Annotated in this window: 22 protein-coding genes and 1 tRNA gene; 18 read left to right on the top strand and 5 right to left on the bottom strand. The window is 37.6% G+C overall.

What is annotated here, in order from left to right; genetic code table 11:
* Window positions 1-33: 33 nt before the first annotated feature.
* The 5 genes from radC (at window position 34) to pheT (ending at window position 5,506) form a co-directional block, all read left to right on the top strand.
* On the top strand, window positions 34-792 hold the full coding sequence (gene radC / locus H6799_03415) for a DNA repair protein RadC (protein USN97388.1): 759 nt from the start codon (window positions 34-36) through the stop codon (window positions 790-792).
* Window positions 793-816: 24 nt separating this feature from the next.
* Window positions 817-1,083 carry a hypothetical protein gene (locus tag H6799_03410; GenBank protein ID USN97387.1) on the top strand — a complete coding sequence of 89 codons (267 nt, stop codon included), beginning with the start codon at window positions 817-819 and terminating at the stop codon, window positions 1,081-1,083.
* A gap of 909 nt (window positions 1,084-1,992) precedes the next feature.
* Window positions 1,993-2,244 carry a hypothetical protein gene (locus tag H6799_03405; protein USN97386.1) on the top strand — a complete coding sequence of 84 codons (252 nt, stop codon included), beginning with the start codon at window positions 1,993-1,995 and terminating at the stop codon, window positions 2,242-2,244.
* A 24-nt stretch (window positions 2,245-2,268) separates the two neighbouring features.
* Complete coding sequence (locus tag H6799_03400; GenBank protein USN97854.1) at window positions 2,269-2,979, top strand: hypothetical protein; 711 nt, start codon at window positions 2,269-2,271, stop codon at window positions 2,977-2,979.
* Between the two features lie 16 nt (window positions 2,980-2,995).
* Window positions 2,996-5,506 (top strand): phenylalanine--tRNA ligase subunit beta, encoded by a 2,511-nt coding sequence (gene pheT, locus H6799_03395; protein ID USN97385.1) that lies wholly within the window; start codon window positions 2,996-2,998, stop codon window positions 5,504-5,506.
* 66 nt (window positions 5,507-5,572) lie between these two features.
* Here pheT and H6799_03390 read toward each other — a convergent pair whose 3' ends face one another.
* A complete protein-coding gene (locus H6799_03390) occupies window positions 5,573-6,082 on the bottom strand; it encodes an Hsp20/alpha crystallin family protein (GenBank protein ID USN97384.1) in 510 nt (169 codons plus the stop codon).
* 376 nt (window positions 6,083-6,458) lie between these two features.
* Between H6799_03390 and H6799_03385 the strand changes: the two genes are divergently transcribed.
* Entirely contained in the window at window positions 6,459-6,932 is a 474-nt protein-coding gene (locus tag H6799_03385; GenBank protein ID USN97383.1) for a ComF family protein, read from the top strand.
* A gap of 62 nt (window positions 6,933-6,994) precedes the next feature.
* On the opposite strand, the gene H6799_03380 is transcribed toward H6799_03385, so the two are convergent.
* The 4 genes from H6799_03380 to H6799_03365 all read right to left on the bottom strand — a co-directional run bounded on the left by H6799_03380 (window position 6,995) and on the right by H6799_03365 (window position 8,519).
* A complete protein-coding gene (locus H6799_03380) occupies window positions 6,995-7,495 on the bottom strand; it encodes a hypothetical protein (protein ID USN97853.1) in 501 nt (166 codons plus the stop codon).
* Between the two features lie 43 nt (window positions 7,496-7,538).
* Window positions 7,539-7,790, bottom strand: a complete 252-nt coding sequence (locus tag H6799_03375; GenBank protein ID USN97382.1) for a hypothetical protein — start codon at window positions 7,788-7,790, stop codon at window positions 7,539-7,541.
* Window positions 7,791-7,804: 14 nt separating this feature from the next.
* Window positions 7,805-7,894 (bottom strand) — tRNA-Ser (locus tag H6799_03370).
* A gap of 34 nt (window positions 7,895-7,928) precedes the next feature.
* The gene (locus H6799_03365) at window positions 7,929-8,519 is read right to left on the bottom strand and encodes a hypothetical protein (GenBank protein USN97381.1); all 591 of its coding nucleotides are present in this window, start codon (window positions 8,517-8,519) and stop codon (window positions 7,929-7,931) included.
* Between the two features lie 138 nt (window positions 8,520-8,657).
* Between H6799_03365 and fusA the strand changes: the two genes are divergently transcribed.
* The 12 genes from fusA (at window position 8,658) to H6799_03305 (ending at window position 20,987) form a co-directional block, all read left to right on the top strand.
* Window positions 8,658-10,748, top strand: coding sequence for an elongation factor G (gene fusA, locus H6799_03360; GenBank protein USN97852.1), 2,091 nt, complete (start codon window positions 8,658-8,660; stop codon window positions 10,746-10,748).
* A 10-nt stretch (window positions 10,749-10,758) separates the two neighbouring features.
* A complete protein-coding gene (locus tag H6799_03355) occupies window positions 10,759-11,034 on the top strand; it encodes a hypothetical protein (protein USN97380.1) in 276 nt (91 codons plus the stop codon).
* A complete protein-coding gene (locus tag H6799_03350; GenBank protein USN97379.1) occupies window positions 11,015-11,248 on the top strand; it encodes a hypothetical protein in 234 nt (77 codons plus the stop codon). The genes H6799_03355 and H6799_03350 overlap by 20 nt, the downstream gene beginning before the upstream one ends.
* A 52-nt stretch (window positions 11,249-11,300) precedes the next feature.
* Window positions 11,301-11,600, top strand: a complete 300-nt coding sequence (locus H6799_03345; protein ID USN97378.1) for a hypothetical protein — start codon at window positions 11,301-11,303, stop codon at window positions 11,598-11,600.
* A 249-nt stretch (window positions 11,601-11,849) separates the two neighbouring features.
* On the top strand, window positions 11,850-13,037 hold the full coding sequence (gene tuf / locus H6799_03340) for an elongation factor Tu (GenBank protein USN97377.1): 1,188 nt from the start codon (window positions 11,850-11,852) through the stop codon (window positions 13,035-13,037).
* Window positions 13,038-13,069: 32 nt separating this feature from the next.
* Window positions 13,070-13,393, top strand: a complete 324-nt coding sequence (gene rpsJ, locus H6799_03335) for a 30S ribosomal protein S10 (GenBank protein USN97376.1) — start codon at window positions 13,070-13,072, stop codon at window positions 13,391-13,393.
* Between the two features lie 311 nt (window positions 13,394-13,704).
* Window positions 13,705-14,097, top strand: coding sequence for a hypothetical protein (locus H6799_03330; GenBank protein ID USN97375.1), 393 nt, complete (start codon window positions 13,705-13,707; stop codon window positions 14,095-14,097).
* A 93-nt stretch (window positions 14,098-14,190) separates the two neighbouring features.
* Window positions 14,191-17,898: a DNA polymerase III subunit alpha gene (dnaE, locus tag H6799_03325; GenBank protein ID USN97374.1), complete on the top strand. Its 3,708-nt coding sequence runs from the start codon at window positions 14,191-14,193 to the stop codon at window positions 17,896-17,898.
* 70 nt (window positions 17,899-17,968) lie between these two features.
* The gene (locus H6799_03320) at window positions 17,969-18,733 is read left to right on the top strand and encodes a tRNA dimethylallyltransferase (protein USN97373.1); all 765 of its coding nucleotides are present in this window, start codon (window positions 17,969-17,971) and stop codon (window positions 18,731-18,733) included.
* A gap of 18 nt (window positions 18,734-18,751) precedes the next feature.
* Entirely contained in the window at window positions 18,752-19,249 is a 498-nt protein-coding gene (locus tag H6799_03315; GenBank protein ID USN97372.1) for a hypothetical protein, read from the top strand.
* 298 nt (window positions 19,250-19,547) lie between these two features.
* Window positions 19,548-20,060: a tetratricopeptide repeat protein gene (locus H6799_03310; protein ID USN97371.1), complete on the top strand. Its 513-nt coding sequence runs from the start codon at window positions 19,548-19,550 to the stop codon at window positions 20,058-20,060.
* Window positions 20,061-20,717: 657 nt separating this feature from the next.
* Complete coding sequence (locus H6799_03305; GenBank protein USN97370.1) at window positions 20,718-20,987, top strand: hypothetical protein; 270 nt, start codon at window positions 20,718-20,720, stop codon at window positions 20,985-20,987.
* Window positions 20,988-20,992 lie beyond the last annotated feature (5 nt).

The following is a 20,992-nucleotide window of genomic DNA, read 5'->3' as shown; positions in this document are numbered from 1 at the left end:
GTTCAAATTAACTAAAAGCTGTAACATACAAAAGTGTCTCTTACTAACTCCTACAAATTCATAGACCATGATATCACACTAGCCCACAGTGATATCCCTTCTGGTCACTACACAATAAAAGTTCGTGATCTTCCTATCGAGCAAAAACCTCGAGAAAAACTTGCTACTCTTGGTGCAAAATATTTAACAGTTGCTGAGCTTGTAGCTGTTCTTTTAGGTACGGGAACTCGTAAAGAGGAGGTAATGTCTATGGCGCAGAGAATCTTAAGAGAGTATGGAGAAAAAGCTTTAACTAGTGAGCTAAGCCCAAAAAAATTTGCTGAGCTAGTAGAGATACCAATCGGAAAAGCATCACAGATTGTTGCAGCGCTTGAGATTGGTAGAAGATTCTTTAGCGAAAAATATGGCAAGCCAGCTTATATTAAAACTCCGGCTCAAGCCTATAAGCACCTAAAAGTAATATCTTACGGAAAAAAAGAGCAGCTTAGAGCACTTTATTTAAATAGTCGGTATCAGATAATACATGACGAGATCATTTCTGTAGGCAGTCTAACATCTAACATAGTTCATCCGAGAGAGGTCTTTCAGCCAGCAATTGAGCAAGGAGCAATAGCTGTCTTGATAGCACATAACCACCCTTCCGGTACCCTAGAACCAACCGAGGCAGATATCCAAACCACTAAACAACTGGTTGAGGCCGGTAATGTCCTTGGCGTAGAACTGATCGACCACTTAGTAGTTACAAATGAAGGCTTTAGTAGCGTTTTAGTCCATATAAAAAATAATGATTAAAAAATGTTAAGAAATAAGAAAATTATGAGAGATACCGAAGAAAAAGATACCTACTCTTTATTAACTAATGAGCTATTTTTAGCCGATGTTACTAAATATGTCGAAGCAGATGATATTACAGAAACCGATGCTTTAGTAAGATCAGGCCAGTATTTTGCAACATTAGCCACAAAACTTGATAGACTCAGCGATCAGCTTAAAAAAGGAAATGAGGTTCAGGCTCATCATCTTCAAGAAATAATTGACGAACTACTATTCATTCAACAACGCTATAGTATTAAAAAGAAATAAAAGATCCTTTTAATCTATAATAATACCCAGGTTAATCTAGGTATTATTAATGAAAAAATTACTTTCAAGGAAGATCAGACCACCCTTACCACCTATCAGTAGGCGCTGTTTTGTTAAATGATAAGAATGAAGTAGCTTGTCATTATTTTGTTGATGCTCCAGTAATAGGGGGAGAGGTTTGTATATTGATGAGAGAATCTGTAGAAGACGGCGAAGATTGGAAGAATCTTTAGTTAGAGGTCTCATGGAAGAGTTTGGTGCTAGTTGGGAAATTATCTCAATTTTATTGGCTCGAAAGAGACGTCTTACAAGTCGAAAGGAATTAGTATTCAGAAAACTACTCTTTATTTCTTAGTTCGGTTAAAAGATATAGATGAAAAAAGTAGATTAAAGAATGATCCTGAGTCTTCTAGCCAGATAAAATGGCTAAATTTAGATAAAGGAATCCAAATAATGGAAAGCATTTATAAGGAACGAGAAATCTCTGATATAAATGAGTCGGATATACTAGAGAGAGCTAAATTAGAAATATCTACTTCTTTTTAACTTTTACTTTGCTTTTGTTGGTAAAGTTTTTGATAGTTTTAGCTAGGAGTTTGGCTGCAACTGCAGGAACTACAGCATCTTTTAGCGCTGTTAATAAAAGACTGAGCATCATTAATGCTTGCTTCAGCTTTTGAACTTAATTTTTAGCGGCTCGAGCTATTTTCCATGCGTAAAGAAGTACTAATATCCAAAGAATTAAGAAGATTGCTAGAAAGACACTTAAAATAACTACTAAAATATTAAACGCTGATTCCATATAGATGCTATTTTAGCACAAATCAGCATCTTTTTTGTTGTAAAATAATAGCTAAGAGATAAATAAAATGGATTATAAAAAAGAAATCGAAAAAGTTCGTGAGCTCCTTGAACGAGGAGTTTATTGAGCTAGATGATAAATCTCGCATTCTAAAATCTCCTAAGCTTAAGGCACTTTATGCTCTTCTACCAAAAGTAGCCCTGAGCAAAAAAGATTTAGGCATAGCTATTAATAAATTAAAAGATGAGCTCGAGGCTAAAGTTAAAGAAGATTCTAAAAAACATTCCTCATCTAAACTTAAATCAATAGATGTTACCGCTCCATTTGATGTCAATGCTTCCTCTACCAGATTTTATTAGAATGCTGATGGAAGTGTCCATCCGATTTCTCAAAAGAAATCGAAAAAGTTTCTGAAATATTTAACTCAATTGGATTTGAAATATTTGAATCTAGAAATATTGATGATGCATGGCACATGTTTACTTCTTAACTTCCCAGAAGATCATCCCGCCAGAGACGACTACGATACTTTTGTAACAGAAGAAGAACTAGTAGCACCAGCACATACTTCTACGATGCAAAACAGAATCTTAAGCTTAAGAAAAGACAGTCTGAAGCTTGGATTACCAATCGCTGCAGCGGTGCCAGATAGAGTTTATAGAAATGAGGACGTCGATGCTCGGCACGAGCATACTTTCTACCAAGTCGAAGGAATTTATGTCGATAAAGATGTAAATGTCGGCAACTTAATAGCCACACTTAAGACTTTTCTTTCTGCATACTACGGCAAAGAGGTTGAAACTCGAATTAATCCATTTTACTTCCCGTTTACAGAACCAAGTTTTGAGTTTGCTCTTTCTTGCCCGTTCTGCGATAAAAAAGGATGCCACATTTGCTCACAATCAGGCTGGATTGAGCTCCTCGGTTGCGGAATGATCCATCCAAATGTTATAGAAATGGCAGGTATAGATTCAAAACAATATTCAGGCTTTGCATTTGGATGTGGTATCGAAAGATTAATCATGATGAAGTATGGTATTGAAGATGTCCGCCTATTCCATAGCGCTAAGCTTAAGTTCCTAAAACAGTTTTAAATATTAAAATAATCTTATGAAGTACTCATTTAATCTCGGTCAGCAAATCTCAAAAAAGGATATCTCTAAGATATTAAACTTAAGTTCTGCTGATCTTGCAGAAAAGCTGAACTCTCAAATCGGGGCATTTGATGAGATTATAAACTGGGGCGCTAGATACGAGGGAATCTACCTTGCAAAAATTGTAAAGCTAGAAAAGCATCCAGATGCTGATAAGCTTAATATTTGCAAAATTGATGATGGAGGAGCAGCAAAAAAGGTAGAGCGAGATAAAGATGGATTAATACAAGTAGTTTGTGGAGCTCCAAACGCCAAAGAGGGAATAATGGTCGCTTGGATCTCACCTGGCTCTACAGTCCCATCAACCTATGATGATAAAGAAACGTTTGTACTTTCTAAAATTAAGCTTAGAGGAGTTGAGAGCAACGGAATGCTTGCATCCGAAAAAGAGCTTGCAATCAGTGAAGATCACTCTGGAATACTAGAATTAACAGAAAAAGATTTAAACAAAAAATTACTAAAACCTGGGACTCTTTTTAAAAATCTTTTTGGTCTAGATGACATTATCGTAGATTTCGAGAACAAGATGTTTACCCATCGTCCAGATTGCTTTGGACACATCGGTATCGCTAGAGAAATTGCTGGAATACAATCAATTAATTTTGAATCTCCAGATTGGTATAAAAATATAGACCCAATTTTCCCAAAAGCTACTTCTAAACTTAAGTTAGAAGTTGAGAATAGTATCGAAGATGTCGTCCCAAAATACAGCGCAGTTTGTATCGAGGATATCAAAGTAGAACCGAGTCCAATTTGGCTCAAAGCGACTCTTTATAAACTTGGCATTAGACCAATTAATAATATTGTAGATATAACCAATTATTTAATGATTTTAACAGGACAGCCTCTACATGCTTTTGACTATGACAAGATCAAATCAGGTTTAGGCACAAAGATTAATATTAGAAAAGCTAAAAATAGTGAGAAGCTTACAATCTTAGGAGGCAAAGAAATCACTTTAGATAAATCAGACATAGTTATTACAGATGGAAAGAATCCAATTGCTCTTGGAGGTGTAATGGGTGGGGCGAACTCCGAGGTTGATAATAATACAAAGAATATAGTTATAGAATCAGCGAACTTTAATATGTATGCAATCCGTAGAACAAGCATGCGCCACGGATTATTTACAGACGCAGTAACTAGATTCACGAAAAGCCAGCCAGAAGCTCAAACCAAGATTGTCTTAGCAAAAGCTATAGATATGGTCAAAGAATTCTTACCAAACTCAAAATCTAGTGAAGTAATAATTAGTAATAAAAAAGAGTTTGAATATGAGCATTTAAATTTGCCTCGTCAAAAAGTCAATACAATTTTAGGTCTAGACTTAAGTCGTGAGCAAATATCCGATATCCTTAATCTTGTAGAAATATATTCTCACGAGATGTTAGATGAAGTTTGCGTCACGCCACCATTTTGGAGAACAGACCTCGAACTTGAAGAAGATATAATTGAAGAGATCGGTAGACTTTACGGATTTAATAAAATTGACGCAAAACTCCCAATCAGAAGAGTCGCTCCAGTACTAAAAGATCCAATTATTGAACTAAAAAAAGCAATTAGAGCCCATCTCTCTAAACTAGGAGCGAACGAAGTCTTAACTTATAACTTTGTTAGCGAAAAGTTACTAAAGCGAGCTGGACAGGATCCTGAGATGGCTTATAAGATCCGTAATGCACTAAGTCCGGAGCTCCAATGTTATAGGCTAAGCTTAGTGCCAAATCTACTTGATAAGATTCACTCAAACTTAAAATCTGGTCAAGATCAGTTTGCACTATTTGAGTTAGGGAAGTCGCACATAAAAAATCTTTTAGAAAAAGATACTAAATTGCCATTAGAGTTTCAGCGGCTTGGCTTTGTTTACGCCAATAAAGATAAATCCAACGGAGCTACTTATTATATCGCAAAAAAGTACTTAGAGAATCTTCTAAGTTACCTAAATATTGAGCACAGATTCATTACTCTTGAAAAAGAGGCATTTGAATCGTTGGCTCCAATATCATCACCTTTCCAATCAGAACGCTCAGCTGGTCTAGAAGTTAAAGTTGGCTCAAAGTTTGAACTCCGCGGAATTGTCGGTGAATTTAACGAAGATATTACTAAGAACTTCAAGCTCCCAGAATCATCAGCAGGTTTTGAGCTCGACCTTGTAACTATAAGCGAAAACTTTAGCTTAGATCCTAATTACAACCCACTCATTAAGTTCCCATCAATATTACAAGATATCACCATTAAAGTACCGTCTAAGGCTCTCTTCGCCGAGGTTGAATCAGAACTTAGACTTAAGTTTAAGAAACATCTAGGTAACTCTAGAATCAACTTCACGCTAAGACCGATATCTATCTTCAAAAAAGAGGATTCTAACAATAAATCAATAGCATTCTCCATCGAGTTTAATCATCCTGAAAAGACTCTCAATACACCAGAAGTTAGTAAAATAGTAGAGAAAGTAAAACGATCGCATTAAGTGCCTTTCTACAAAAAGACGCCTGATGTCTCAAGCGTCTTTTTCAATTTGCTCTTAAAATTAAGTCTAACTAATCTTAATCTTTTTTGCAGTATCAGTTTTTTCTTTGATGAAAGTTAGGATTAATACACCCTCATCCAGTACTGCATCAATAGATTCCTCATCTTCTTTAACAGGAACCGGGAACTTTACCTGTCTGTAGAACTTACCCCAGTAACATTCTTGTAAATGGTATTGAGTAATTTCATCACTATCATTACTGCTTAAAACTCCACTAATTGTAATTACACCTTCATTGAGCTCAAGATCAATATCGCTCTTATCAACTCCTGCTACACGTGCTTTTAAGATTAACTTATCTTCAGTTTCATAAAGGTCAACAGCAAGCTGGGCGTCCTCTTCCTCAAGCTCAACCACTTCTTCTTCTACTACGGCTACGTCAGTAGGCTCTTCATCCATATTTGGTTCTTGGTCGCCATCCAGTACTAACTCTTCATCTAAAAAAGCTGCGCCAAATGCATCATCTTCTAGCAGCATACTGTCATCGTTTGTAGGCACTTGTTTTCTTCTAGCCATAGCTATCTTAGTTTACTACCCCTCCAGGTTTTTCTCTATTTCACAAAAATAAATTTGTATTAAAGTACATTCTAAACCTATAATAAGAGTTATTGCAAGATTGCCGAGTAAACTTAACCTCAATACTGCCATGAAATACCTTGATTTACTACTTAGTTCGATAGCTCCTCACCACTGTATAGGATGTCGAAAAGAAGGCGAGATATGTTGTCAAAATTGCCTTGAGCAAATCCGAGATCCTCATGCGTCTAGAATATGTTATTTGTGCAGTAAGCCTATTAAGTGTTCTCTCAATGGAATATGTAAAAAATGCTACAAACATCAAAGTTTAGACTCAGTCGTATGGTACTCAGATTATAGTTTTTCTGCAACTTCTATGTTAGTAAAATCACTTAAATTTGAGAATCTTTATAATTCATCAAAAATAATTTCTAAAGCGATATTAAGCTTAGTAAATAATGTTGAAAATATTGAAGATAAAAATCAAATAATCATAACTTCAGCCCCCACTGCAGGCTCTAGAGCTAGAAAAAGGGGCTGGGATCAAGCCCGAATAATCGCAAAGTCTTCGGCAAAAAGTAAGAAACTCAAGTACAGACAACTTCTAATTAGAGTGAGTTCATTCGATCAGATTGGTTCCACTAAATTACAAAGATCGCAAGAATCAAAAAAATTCTTTAAACCTTACAGAAAACTACTTATAAAAAATTCAACTATTATCCTGATTGATGATGTAGTCACGACAGGTTCAACCTTGAATTCGGCAGCCAGTGTTCTAAAACAAGCAGGGGCAAAAGAAGTCCATGCTCTGGCTTTTGCCCGGCAAGGTTTAAAAAAAGTGAAAAAATAAAAAGTACTAAATAAAGTTTATTTTCCAGAAAAAATACAGAAAAATCACCTAAGTTTTATTCACTAGATCTTTCTACTGTCGTAAGCCCAGTGCAAAACGGCTTGACGTTGTTTTCTGTGGCAATCAAAATCTCCTTGTATGCAAGCTTTTTTAATTTGCGAAGTATGGCGTCTCATGTTAACCCATCGTTTAATTTGTCTTTCATCATCCTCATGACGTCTACCCATATAATACCTACAGTACCACTGGAACCAACCCCTAGGGTCATCCTCATGTATCCAGCCCTTCTCTCTCCAAACTCGCAAGCTTTGCGAGGCGTTGACTCCAAAACAATTTAATTTAGGATCATGAAACTCGTGGTTTAACTTTGCATTTTCAAACCAATCATCCGGAAACTCATCCTTACAATCAGTCATGTATTTGCCACCAAAAACCCCCAACTCTAATATTTCTTTTGGAGTTAGCTCTGGCTTGAAATTAGCGTCAAAATTCTTTCCAACGGGCTCGCTTAACTCATAAGTGTAACCTTGTTGCATCAAATCATTAACAATAACTCTCTTCATCATAAATAAATCATATAACAAAAAACCCGTTAGGGCTTTATATTTATGCTAATTCATTTGATTGTTGTCCATCATCATAGTCATCAGGAAGAATAGCGAACTTTGATAAGTTTCCAGTAGATACTTCAAAACTAATAAATTCATCATCATCAGGACATTGCAGTGCGGTTTGTTCTACCTCTTTGCCAGGATCAAAAAAACCCGCAGTTATCTTCCAGCTCACTTTTTTAAGTGGCCCTCCACATTTAGGGCAGGCTAAAACATTCTCTAAGTCGTTAACGTCAACAAAATTCATATAATTTCAACTTCTGGCGGAGAGGGTGGGATTCGAACCCACGGTACCGTTGCCGGCACGACGGTTTTCAAGACCGTTTCCTTAAACCACTCGGACACCTCTCCTAAAGTGATTAGTAAGATATTATACCCGAAAAATTTAGTTCTTGCTATTTTTTTTAATCCACCAAACTATTCTTGGATTTCCAAGTGTCAGATAATGGATTATTGTAGGGGTGTGACCATAGGTGAAACTTTGTAAATTTTTGGCTCCTTCAATTATTGTATCTTTTGGTGCTACAACAGGATCTTTTTGAGGTCTAATTGATAATATTTTGGCTCTAGAATTTGTATTTAGTTTGCTTAAACTATCTTCCAGCTCGATTACGCTATCTTTAAAGTTTGGATTTTTAGAATAATAACTAGAGTGAATTTTATTTATATTTTGTATTTTTCCGCAAACTAAACTTACTGAGTTTATTTTATCTAGGTTTCTGGCATAAGAATTAACTGCAGCACTTGCTCCAGCGCTGGCCGCAAACAGATTAACGGATGAGTCTTTATAAAACCTATATATTAAACTGTCCAGTTCATCCATCTTATTTTCATAAGTATCAGAATCTGCCCAGCCTATCGGAAAGTAGTATGGCTTAATGCCAAATATTCTAAATAAATTTAAAGCAAGCTTCTGTCCTCTTGGTTTATTATCTCCTAGGCCTGGGATGTAAATAACAACTTGTTTTCTTATCATGTTTAAACAATCATAACTCATCTTAGAATTAATTACAGTTTGTGGTACAATATAACAGTATAAAAGTCAGCCGAGATTACTCTTTACTATAATCTCGACTTTTTAATCTTAAAGAAGTAATAATTAAAAGAGAAGGACATTATGGCCAAAACAGATATCAATGATTTTAGAAACATCGGAATTATCGCTCACATCGATGCCGGTAAAACTACAACTACAGAAGGAATTTTATATCGAACAGGATTGAGCCATAAGATCGGTGCTGTACACGAAGGTGAGACAACTACCGATTGGATGGAGCAGGAACGTGAACGTGGTATTACAATCGTAGCCGCTTCTGTAACATGCTTCTGGAAGGGCAAACAGATTAATATTATTGATACTCCTGGTCATGTTGACTTTACTGTTGAGGTTGAGCGTTCTATGCGCGTACTCGATGGTGCTGTTGTTGTCTTTGATGGTAAGTCTGGTGTCGAAGCTCAAACTGAAACCGTATGGCGTCAGGCAACAAAATATGGAGTACCTCGACTTTGCTTTATCAATAAGATTAACCAAATCGGTGGAGACTTCTACAAGTCACTCGAAAGTATTCACGCTCGCCTTAGCAAAAAAGCAATTCCAGTACATTTACCAATAGGATTCGAAAAAGACATTAATGGTATTGTCGACCTGGTTGAGATGAAGGCATATACATACAAAGAGTTTGCTGATAAAGAGCTGATTGAAGGAGAAATCCCAGCAGACATGCTAGAAAAAGCAAAAAATGCACGGTCTCTGCTAGTCGAGAATGCCGTTGAAGCGGATGATGAGTTGATGATGCGCTTCTTAGAAGAGGGTGAAGACTCAATTACTAATGAAGAATTAAAAGTTGCCTTAAGAAAAGCCGTTATAAGCGGGGATATATATTTAGTTTCTGGAGGTGACGGTAGAGGGGTAATTGTCGAAGCTCTATTAGACCTAATGGTTGATTATCTACCTTCACCAATTGATGCTGGAACCATTTGGGGAGAGGATACAAAATCTGGAGATAAAATCTCAAGAGAGCCAGATGATGGCGAGCCTTTATCTGGCCTAGCGTTTAAGCTTACTAATGATCCATTTGTAGGAAAACTTTGTTACTTCCGTGTTTACTCTGGAGTTCTAAAAACAGGCTCTTACGTATTAAATTCATCTACCGGAGAAAAAGAACGTGTGGGGCGTTTAGTAAGACTCCGCGCTGATAAGCGTGAAGATATCGATGAGATTCGCGCTGGTGATATTGCTGCAATAGTTGGTATTAAAGGTACAACTACTGGAAATACACTATGTGATGTTGCAAAGCCAATTTTACTCGAAAATATTACCTTCGCTGAACCACCTGTAGCAATTGCTATTGAGCCAAAAACTAAACAAGATCAAGAAAAAATGTCACTTGCTCTGCAACGTCTTGCAGAAGAAGATCCAACTTTTAAAGTAGCAACTGACCCTGAAACTGCTCAGACTATTATCCGTGGTATGGGTGAGCTCCATTTAGAGATTCTGGTTGACAGGATGAAGCGTGAGTTCAAAGTAGAGGCTAATATTGGAGCTCCTCAAGTAGCTTACCGCGAAACAGTCAAAAAGACTGCTGAAGCTCAAGGTAAATTCGTCCGTCAATCAGGAGGACGTGGCCAATACGGAGATGTACACCTAAGAATAGAGCCATTAGAAAGTGGAGCTGGTTTTGAGTTCGTAGACGAAATTAAAGGAGGAGTTGTACCTCAAGAGTATCGTCCTGCTGTAAGATCTGGTATCGAGGAGGCAATGTCTAGCGGTGTTATTGCTGGCTACCCAGTTGTAGATGTTAAAGTAACTCTGTTTGACGGTACATACCACGATGTTGACTCATCAGAAATGTCATTTAAAATTGCTGGTTCTATCGGTCTTCAGAATGTCGTTAAGGTTGCTGCCCCAATCATCATGGAGCCGATCATGAAAGTAACAGTTACAACTCCAGAAGAATTCATGGGAGATGTTATCGGAGACCTAAACTCTCGACGTGGACGTATCGAAAGTATGGAAGATGCTTACGGTGCAAAAGAAGTCATTGCCTTTGTTCCACTTGGCAACATGTTTGGGTATACCACTGATCTTCGATCAATGTCACAGGGTCGTGCAAACTCAGTGATGGAGCTTGACCACTACGCAGAAGTTCCACCAAATGTAGCCGAAGAGATCATCTCTAAGCGCGGTAAAAAATCCGAGGAGTAAGGAAAATAATATGTACGGTGGAGTTCCAAAGGAAGATGCTTCTATCCACCAAGCCCAGATGCATCGCGCCCCACGCGACCGGTCTTTTACGGGTAAGAGACCTGGGATTGGGGCAACAGTTACTCGTGCTACAGATCCTTCGTATGCTATAGGTCCGTCAGCCACTCCACCACCATCAGGAGGCGAAGTAGAAAGAATGGGGGCAATTGTCGATAAGGTCTTTAGAGAAATAGCAAAAAACGAGATAGAAGACTTAGGTAAACTTTATGACAAGAAGCATGACTAAGAATATTGGTGCAAGCCCTTTTAAAAAGAGTCCAGACATAACGATTGAGGGACTTAAGCCACTCGAGTATCTCTGTAGCATTGCCCGGGAAGTATGGCGTATAACCTCACATTTTCCTAGTTGTGTTGAAAACTTATTATCAATCCCTCCACTCACTGATAATCAGGAGAAGGCAGATTCTAGCCCAGACAATACAACAACAGATGTTGATTAAATACATAGTAGGCGTATAATTCCAGTTAAGTTTAATTAAACCGGTTTTATTTATGGCTATTGCGCAGGCAGAGCTACATCCGGAAAAAACTCCAACTCTTCAGCTGGCTGATAATCCTCACTCTGAAGATTTAAAAAAAGATGCCGAAGAAGACATGGGATTTAGATCAAGTCACTTTCCAGAAGATCTCGACTTACCATCCGTAATCCCTCATAGAGAGGCTATTAGCTTACTTAAGACTTTATTTATGGATAATATAGGTGCACTAGTAAGTAATATCGCTTTTGATTTACCTCCTAAAATAATTAGTTGGCCATTTGAGGACGAAAGACCCTGGGCAAGATTTCTTTAAGTTGAGCTAATAGCGGTTTGCAAAATGCACTACCTCTAGTGTAAAATTAAGTTTAGTATTTCTCTGAGCTGATCCGAGTTCCACTGATAACTATTGATGCAGGCTAAAACGTTAAGGCTGTATCAATAGAAAAACTACAGATTTTAAAGTGTAGTAACTCTAGCGGGCTAAAAGATTGTTTCAAGAGAAAACTGAAATATCAAATTAATCAAAACATTAATTAAAAAAGGTTAAAATCTAAAAAAAGATATGGCAGATACTTATTCAAGAACCAAGCCACATGTTAACGTCGGAACAATGGGACACGTTGACCACGGTAAAACAAGCCTAACAGCTGCTATTAAAGCTGTACTAGCAAAAAGAGTACCAGGTGGTGCTAACGACGTAGTCGCTACTGTTGCAACAATTGACGGTGCTAAAGAAGAGCAAGAGCGTGGAATTACAATTAACTCTTCACACGTAGAGTATGAGACAGAAAAGCGTCACTACGCTCACGTCGACATGCCAGGTCACGCTGATTACATTAAGAATATGATTACTGGTGCTGCTCAGATTGACGGAGCTATCCTTGTTGTCGCTGGAAATGATGGTCCTCTTGCGCAAACTAAGGAGCACATCCTTCTTGCAAAGCAGGTTGGTGTACCATCTATCGTTGTTTTCTTAAACAAAATGGATCTTGCAGACCCAGACCTTGTAGAGCTCGTTGAAGATGAAATTCGTGAAGAGCTCAAGAAACAAGGCTTTGATGAAAACTCTCCAATCGTTAAAGGTTCTGCCACTAAGGCGTTAGAAGGTGATAGTGCTGCTGAAGACTCAATTATGGAACTCATGTCTGCTGTTGATGAATGGATCAAAGAGCCGGTTCGCGATCTTGATAAGCCATTCTTAATGCCAATCGAAGACGTCTTCTCAATTAAGGGACGCGGTACTGTTGCTACAGGTAGAATTGAGCAAGGTGTTATTAAAGTTGGTGAAGAAGTAGAGATCGTTGGTATCCGAGATACACAAAAGACTACAATCACTGGCGTTGAGATGTTCAAAAAGTCTTTAGACCAAGGTCAAGCTGGTGATAACGCCGGACTTCTCCTACGAGGTATTGAGCGTGAACAGATCGAACGTGGTCAGGTTCTAGCTAAACCAGGTTCAATCACTCCGCACACTGAGTTTGAAGCTGAGGTTTACATCCTAACTAAAGAGGAAGGTGGACGTCACACTGCATTCTTCAAAGGCTACAAACCACAATTCTACTTCCGAACAACTGATGTAACAGGAGAAGTTGAGCTTCCAGCCGACAAAGAGATGGTCATGCCTGGTGATACTGTCACTTTCAAGGTTAAACTAATCTCACCAATCGCAATGGAAGAAGGTCTAAACCTAGCTATCCGTGAAGGAGGACGCACAGTAGGTGCCGGTGTTGTTACAAAGATCGTTAAATAATCTTAAAAATAGATCATAGTAAATAAAGGAATATGGCCACAACAACTAAAGCAACCGGAAAAATCAGAATTCGCCTTAAAGCATTCGATCACAAAGTAGCTGATCTATCTGCAAAGCAGATCGTAGATATCGCTACTAGAACTGGCGCTAAAGTTAATGGGCCAATTCCTTTACCAACACGCCGTACTTTATATAGTGTAGTTCGAGCTCCTTCTCAGTATAAAAACTCTCAGGAACAGTTCGAATCTCGTGTTCATAAACGCATTATTGATGTTCTTGATCCAACTCCACAGACAATTGACAGGCTAATGAGTCTAAATCTGCCTGCGGGGTGCGACGTTGAGATCAAAATGTAATTTTATTTGTAAACTCAAGTACAATAGAAACACATAAATTATCAGTCTTGTTTTTATATTAATTTTTTGTAATAGTATCAATTAGCAAACAAATTAATAAAATAAAAATGAACGACGAGACTCCATAAACACATAAATAAACAAAAGATTTTAACCGATCACCCTTAAAACCACTTGTCACACACAAGTGGTTTTGCTATAATGTTTGTTAAAAGATGGAGCTAATAAGCTCCCTTAGGCACCTAGAAGGTGTTTTTTACTTTATATTCGTAATGGCATTTTCATATTATATAAACTAAAGTAAAAAAAATATGGAAATATTACAAGAAGATAAAGACCTAGTCTTAAAAAGATTAGATCAAATCAAAAGAGAGCTAAATGATTTAACTGATGAATTTAGGCAGACTTTATCAGAAAGCTCAGAAACTTGGCATGATAACTCACCTTGGGATAATGCAAAAGCCAAAGAAGCAGTTTTGCTCTTTGAGCAAGAAAGACTTCAGAGAATAATAAAAGAATACAGAGTTATAGACACTAAAAGTCAATCACCATTAGGTAAAAAATATGAGGCTGACTTTAATGGTAAAAGAGTAAAGGTCTATCTAGCTGGTGATTTCTCAATGAGAACTGGAGAAATGATTGAGGGTCATATGGTAGTCACAAAAAACAGTCCAGTAGGAGAAAAAATCTTGCTAGCAAATTAGGGTTGTTGCTAACTTATCTTCATTCATGGGATTTTGTTGGTGCTATAATTAAGCTTAAGTTTGAAGCGAGAGTAATTTTAAGAGGGTAGAGCTTTGATAGAAGAGGCCAGCACTGGTGTTGCAAAAAAAAGAGAGACTAAAAAAGCCTCTACTAGCCCACTTAATCTTAAGCCGTCAGATTACGTACATCTTCATAATCACTCCCACTTCTCGATACTCGATGGGCTCCAGAAGATCCCAGAAATGGTTTCTAAGACTAAAGAATACGGCATGGATGCTATCGCCGTAACTGACCATGGGACAATGGGCGCTGCCATTGAACTCTATAAAAAATGTAAAGCTGAAGATATTAAGCCAATCATTGGCTCCGAGTTTTACGTAGCTGCTAGAAAACATACCGATAAAGATAAGGATAAAGACAAAGAAAGGTTTCATTTAATCTTACTCGCCATGAACGAGCAAGGTTATAAAAATCTTTGTAAACTTACTACAATATCATATCGAGACGGGTATTACTTTAAGCCTAGGATCGATCACAATCTACTCAAGAAATACTCAGAGGGTGTCATCTGCCTTTCAGGCTGTATAGGAGGTGAGGTTGGTGATGCACTCAGAAATGGTCATGTAGAAAAAGCAAAAAAGATAATCAATCTTTATAAAGATATTTTTGGAGATCGATATTATTTAGAGCTCCAAGATCATGGCCATCATTGGGAAGAACAAAGAAAGATTAACGACCAACTACTTAAGCTTAGTAAAGAGCTCGATGTCCCAGCTGTAGTAACTTGTGATGCTCACTATTTGGAGCATGGTGACCAAGACGTCCACGAAGTACTCCTATGTGTTTCAACAGCCTCAAATCTAGATGATCCTAATAGATTCTCTCTTAAAGACACTAATTTATTCTTAACAGACCCAAAAGATATTTTAGAGCGCTGGAAAGATCATCCAGATTTAATCTTAAATACAAAAAAAATTGCAGATAGATGTAACTTAGAGTTTGAGCTAGGCAAAATACTAATTCCAAAGTTTGAGACAGAAGATGGTTCTTCAGAAGAAGAGGCTCTACACAAAATGGTTTGGCAAGGAGTCGCGTGGCGTTATGGTGGGGTGTCTGAAGATGAAAAAGCTAATCTTACAATCGAAGAGGCTAAAAAGAAGATTCCAAAAGATATTATTGAGCGTACAGAATATGAGCTTAGTGTTATTGATAATATGGGCTTCAATGGCTACTTCTTAATTGTTCAGGACTTTATAAACTGGGGAAAGGAACAGGGGATTATTTTTGGCCCAGGAAGAGGCTCTGCGGCGGGATCCATAATTGCTTATGCAATCCGTATAACAGAAATTGATCCAATAAAATACGATCTTCTGTTTGAAAGATTTTTAAATCCAGATAGAATCTCAATGCCAGATATCGACATAGACATACAAGACTCTCGTCGAGGAGAAGTCATACAATATTGTGTCGAAAAGTACGGAACTGAACGAGTTGCCAACATTGGAACTTACGGCATAATGGCCGCTCGTGCTGCCGTAAGAGACGTAGGTAGAGTCCTGGGTATTCCACTTTGGAAGGTTGATCAACTGGCAAAAATGGTTCCACCACCAGTTCAGGGTCGCCATATTCCACTAAAAAAGTCTTTAGAAGAAAATAAAGAATTACAAGCTGCTTATCAGGATCCTGAGAACAAACAGATATTAGATATCGCAATTAGACTTGAGGGGACAATCAGAAATGCTGGAGTCCACGCAGCCGGAGTAGTTATTGCACCATCAGATATTACTGATTACGCTCCTCTTTACGTTGCTAAAAACGGAGGTCTCGCAACCCAGTACACAATGAATCCAATCGAAGATCTAGGTCTACTTAAGATGGACTTTTTAGGCTTAAGTAACTTAACAATTATTAATAATGCTCTTAGAATTATCAGGAAAGTTTATGGCATTGATATCGATATAGACACAATTCCACTTGATGATGCAAAAACTTTTGAATTGTTACAACGGGCAGATACTACTGGAGTGTTCCAATTGGAGTCTGGTGGGATGCGCAAATATCTCAAACAATTGATCCCTAAAGAATTTGAAGATATTGCCGCTATGACTGCTCTTTACCGTCCGGGTCCAATTCAGTTTATCCCAGACTTTATCGAAAGAAAGAACGGCAAACAAGAAGTTACTTTCGATCATCCTGGTTTTGAAAACGCCCTAAAAAATACCTATGGGATCCTAGTCTATCAAGAGCAGTTCATGCAGATCTCAAAAGACATGTGTGGCTTTACCGGAGGTCAAGCTGACACTTTGCGTAAAGCAGTTGGTAAAAAGAATAGAGCCATGATGGATAAAGTCAAACCTGACTTTGTCGAAGGGATGATCGAGCATAGTGGGGTAAAAAGAGAGTTTGCCGAAAAGTTCTGGTCTCAGCTAGAGGCTTTTGCTGACTACTGTTTTAACAAGTCTCACTCTGTATGTTATGGTCTAATCGCATACCAGACTGCTTATTTGAAGGCGCACTACCCGGACGCTTTTATGGCGGCTCTTATGACCTCTGATGCAGATAATATTGATAGACTCACTATTGAAATATCAGATTGCAAAAAGTCTGGTATTAAAGTTATGAACCCAGATGTAAACGAATCATTTGCAGATTTCGCTATTGTAAAAAATCAAAATACAATTCGTTTTGGTCTTGGAGCTATTAAAAATGTCGGTCATGGAGCAGCAGAAAAAATAATTGAAGAACGTGATGCAAATGGTACTTTTAAAGATCTAGAAGACTTCTTTGTTCGAGTATCTTCATCAGCAGTAAATAAAAAAGTAGTTGAATCGTTAATTAGAACTGGTGGCCTTGATTCCTTCGGTTATACTCGCCAAAGTCTTCTAAATCAGTTGGATACTCTAATAGCATTTTCCCAAAAAAGAGATAAAGAGGCTCTGAGTAACCAATCTAACCTTTTTGGTGACTCGACTAATTCCCAGACTAAACTTAATCTTATAAAGTCAGAAGAAGAGGCTCCAGAGCACGAAAAGCTCAGCTGGGAGCGTGAGCTTCTAGGTTTGTACTTAAGTGCACATCCTCTCGATAAATACGAAGAGTATTTAAAACACAACGCAGAAGACATTTCTGAACTTAAGCCAGAAGAAGTTGATGGCGCATCTGGCATAGTTGGAGGAACAATAACTGCGAGCCGAGAAATCACTACCAAAAAAGGAGATAAAATGGCCTTTATGACAGTTGCCGATCTAGCTGGTGAAATAGAACTCATCATCTTCCCTCAAGCTTACTTAAAATTCGCCACTATCTTGAATAAACCAAATGCAGTTATTATTGCCAAAGGTAAATTTGATGCTAAAGATAGGGATGGAAATCTCTCTGATGATCTAAAAATGATGGTTAATGAAGTCGAGCTCGTGACGGAAGAAGATCTCAAAAATTTTGACCCTACAAAACCTCCCAAAAAAGAACCAAAATCCAACAAAGAAACTAAGCAAGTTGTTCATGATGGACCAGGATCTAAGCTTAAACTAAAGAAGAACGCAAAAGTTCAACTGGAATCTGAAAAAGAACAAGTCATCCAAAAGCTATATATAAAGATTGCTGATAGTAAGTACGAAAACAACTTGATTAAGCTTAAGAGTCTAGTCGATGAAAATCAAGGTGTGACATCTATTATCTTAGTCTTCGGAGAAAAGCCGGATCAAAGAGCCCTACAGCTCCCGTTTAAGCTTAATATAACTCCATCCACCAGAACAGAACTCGGATCAATATTTGATAAGGAGAGTTTAAGCTTCCAATAAAAAAAATCACTTCGGACAATTAATTTTTTGAAGAGTCATATAATGAAATGGAGTAGGTATAATAGGGTATGTGAATCTTATCAGAAAAAATTTAATCCTTCCCAAAGTTATTGTCATTGCCGGACCAACTGCTTCAGGTAAAACTTCTTTAGGAATAAACCTTGCACTTAAGTTTAATGGTGAAGTTATCTCTGCCGATTCTCGTCAAGTCTTTAAGGGTTTGGACATTGGCTCCGGAAAAGCAACTAAAGATGAATCTAAAGGAGTCCCACATCATCTTATAGATATTTTAAACCCAGAAGATAAATACAATGTTTTTCAATTTCAAAAAGATTGTATTAAGTTAATAAACTATATCTCACAAAGGGGTAAAATCCCAATTATTGTAGGTGGAACAGGATTATATATAGAAAGCGTAGTCGAGCAGTATGAATTCTCTAGATTCAAAAAAAAGAGTATTAAGAAGAAGGGTCTAAGACCTAATACTTTAGTCCTAATCTTAAGTCCTAACCGAGATCAAATTAAACATAATATTCAAAAAAGATTGCTTCAGCGCTGGCAAAAACAAAACATGATCTATGAAGTTGAATCTCTTATAGAATCTGGTGTTAGTAAAAAGTGGCTCAAATCACTCGGTTTAGAATATAAATTCTTAACAAATTATTTAGAAGAAAGATTCGATTCTGAAGATGAAATGCTCACTAAACTTAATACAGAAAGTTGGCATTATGCTAAGCGCCAAATAACCTTTTTTAAACGCTGGGACTATTCGCATAATATCCAAACAAAGTCAGAGGCCTTAAACTTAGTAAAAGACTTTTTAAAAAAACAATAATATTGTATAATATACAGTATGGAAGAATTAGGGTCAATTGAGCCCCAGGTTACGGCAACAGATATGCAAAGAGTAGAATCAATTGCTCGAGCCGCCGTAGGTAGTCAACTGCCACCAGGAATGAGTATTGAAGATGCCGCCCAAGATGTTTGGGTATTGGCACTAACAAAAGGGTCTAATTCCTTAGAGGGTTCACCGAGTTTTATTGGTAATGTAGCAAAGGGTAGTGTTAGGAGGGAGGCAGCCCGAGCTTTGTCAGGAAATAATGCTTATCTACGGGCAATTAAAATATCATTAAGCGGTCAAGAAATTGTAACTTCTTCTAATGTACTTGGATCTTGTGCACAAAGAAGAGCCTATTATAAAGCGAAGGGGCTCCCGAGCCCTGGTCTCGATGAGGGTAAAGATATATATGGTATTGTAAGGTTTAGTGATGGGACAGAGATGATGGATCCCGCTGCAGTAGCAGAATATAAAATAATACTATCAGACTTGATAGGTCCAGTTTTTGTATGATTTCAGAAGAGAGAAGAACTCCATGAAGATATAATAAGAAAGTACCTTAATGATTACACCATTAAGGCTATAGCTGATGAACTCGATATCCCCTTGGGACTGTTAAAAGCATATGGAATAGTTTTAAAAGAAGAGCGGCAGCCAAATTAAGAGCTTCTGGTATAGAATATTAAATATGACATATATTTTTAAAAGCAGATAGGTTGCGTAACCAAGGTCAATCATTAGAGGCCGCAAAAAATACCAAGAAATTGCTGAGAGTTCTGATGAGAGTCAAATCATTGGTGCGGCTCTGCACATGACAGCCGTTTGCTTTAATCAAGCAGGTGAGCACACTAAGGCAGAAGAATATTTTACACAAGCTGCTAAGCATTATGAAAAGCAGTCGGATAAGTTTAATCTTGCACGAGTACAAAGAGATTACGGAAACTGCCAAATGGCTCAAAGCAAGCTAGATAAAGCGGAAGAATTATTTAGCGAAAGCATCAAAAACTTTGAGGACACTAACGATTTAGGTGAGCTGGCTATGACTCAAGTAAAACTAGCAGCTCTGCATGCCAAACAAGAGAAGTTTGACGAGGCTAGTTCTCAAGTTTACGAAGGAATCCAGAACGCCAACAAATCAAACAACAAATTTTACATCTCAACAGCTTATAAGGAAGCGGGCAGAGTATACTTTTTAGCAAAAAAATATCAAGCCATGATTGATTGCTTGTATGCAGCTCTTGGCGCACTACAACTAGAAGTAGACTCTCATGCCAAACAGCATGCCGAACTATATTTAAGCCTTGCCCATGCATATGAAGCTTAATAACAGCGAGTTATTCAAGTCCACTCAAGCTAAAGCAGAAAAATACCTGAAAGAACTAGACGATGAATCAGCCGAGAGAATAAGAAATTACTTTAAATAGTAATTTGACAAAGTAAACATAAGTGTATATAATACAAAACATGTATTTTATTTACACTAACATTTCAGCACATCACAGCCATCTTTAGCCGGATGGATTGATTCTGATTGTTTAAGTAATATACCCTTTAAGCCAGATAATCCATCTGGCTTTTTAAGTGCTTAAAATTTAATGAATATTAGGAATAAATAATATGTTTACAGAAAGAATATTAGAAATGACAGATAATCCCGTCATCTTAGCTGAACAAAAATGACAGTACCTACTGAAAGGTTAGTGCGGGCTTTGTCGGTTGCAGAAGTATTAGGCTTAGGTTTAGTCAATCTAACCTATTTTGGGGCACCTTTGTTGACCCCAAAGAGGAGACTTTGACCTACTGAAGCCCAGAATTTTAACGACTAATGGAATAATAACACCTCAGCTGAGTAAGTATAGATCTGGTTCAATCGGATCACTCACTACAAGCTGGGGAACGCCTCTTACTACTTTATATAGAGGACTCATGAGGTTACGGGCTGGTGATTTTAGATTAAGCCTAGGGCAAATTCGCTGGCTGCTTGACCCCAGGAATTCGATATGACGGATTTTTATCTTTGGCAAGCGGAAGATCCGAGCCAACTAAAGACTCTATAGCTGCTGATTACTTACCTAATTATTACCGAGAGCTCGCAGAAGCTCAAATACCACTCATCGTAGATTATTCGCGCAAGTCAAAAAGTAGCAAGAATCTAATTGATGAGTTTGGTGTAACTATTATAGATTTAGAAGATTATGATCCTTGTCTTGACTATTCTACCGCAAGACTTCTCTCAAAGAAGTTATATTGATTTAT

The sequence above is a fragment of the Candidatus Nomurabacteria bacterium genome (assembly GCA_023898665.1).
In the GTDB taxonomy this organism is placed as follows: domain Bacteria; phylum Patescibacteriota; class Saccharimonadia; order Saccharimonadales; family HK-STAS-PATE-42; genus HK-STAS-PATE-42.
Note: the sequence above shows the minus strand (reverse complement) of the source record. Positions and strands in the feature narration are given on the sequence as shown.

Excerpts from the sequence above, each read along its gene's own strand:
- tuf (USN97377.1), top strand. The coding sequence starts at position 11,850 with ATGGCAGATACTTATTCAAGAACCAAGCCACATGTTAACGTCGGAACA.
- H6799_03345 (USN97378.1), top strand. The coding sequence starts at position 11,301 with ATGGCTATTGCGCAGGCAGAGCTACATCCGGAAAAAACTCCAACTCTT.
- H6799_03355 (USN97380.1), top strand. The coding sequence starts at position 10,759 with ATGTACGGTGGAGTTCCAAAGGAAGATGCTTCTATCCACCAAGCCCAG.
- H6799_03410 (USN97387.1), top strand. The coding sequence starts at position 817 with ATGAGAGATACCGAAGAAAAAGATACCTACTCTTTATTAACTAATGAG.
- H6799_03385 (USN97383.1), top strand. The coding sequence starts at position 6,459 with ATGTTAGTAAAATCACTTAAATTTGAGAATCTTTATAATTCATCAAAA.
- H6799_03380 (USN97853.1), bottom strand. The coding sequence starts at position 7,495 with ATGAAGAGAGTTATTGTTAATGATTTGATGCAACAAGGTTACACTTAT.
- H6799_03315 (USN97372.1), top strand. The coding sequence starts at position 18,752 with ATGGAAGAATTAGGGTCAATTGAGCCCCAGGTTACGGCAACAGATATG.
- H6799_03365 (USN97381.1), bottom strand. The coding sequence starts at position 8,519 with ATGATAAGAAAACAAGTTGTTATTTACATCCCAGGCCTAGGAGATAAT.
- H6799_03375 (USN97382.1), bottom strand. The coding sequence starts at position 7,790 with ATGAATTTTGTTGACGTTAACGACTTAGAGAATGTTTTAGCCTGCCCT.
- H6799_03350 (USN97379.1), top strand. The coding sequence starts at position 11,015 with ATGACAAGAAGCATGACTAAGAATATTGGTGCAAGCCCTTTTAAAAAG.
- H6799_03330 (USN97375.1), top strand. The coding sequence starts at position 13,705 with ATGGAAATATTACAAGAAGATAAAGACCTAGTCTTAAAAAGATTAGAT.
- pheT (USN97385.1), top strand. The coding sequence starts at position 2,996 with ATGAAGTACTCATTTAATCTCGGTCAGCAAATCTCAAAAAAGGATATC.
- H6799_03310 (USN97371.1), top strand. The coding sequence starts at position 19,548 with ATGACAGCCGTTTGCTTTAATCAAGCAGGTGAGCACACTAAGGCAGAA.
- rpsJ (USN97376.1), top strand. The coding sequence starts at position 13,070 with ATGGCCACAACAACTAAAGCAACCGGAAAAATCAGAATTCGCCTTAAA.
- H6799_03390 (USN97384.1), bottom strand. The coding sequence starts at position 6,082 with ATGGCTAGAAGAAAACAAGTGCCTACAAACGATGACAGTATGCTGCTA.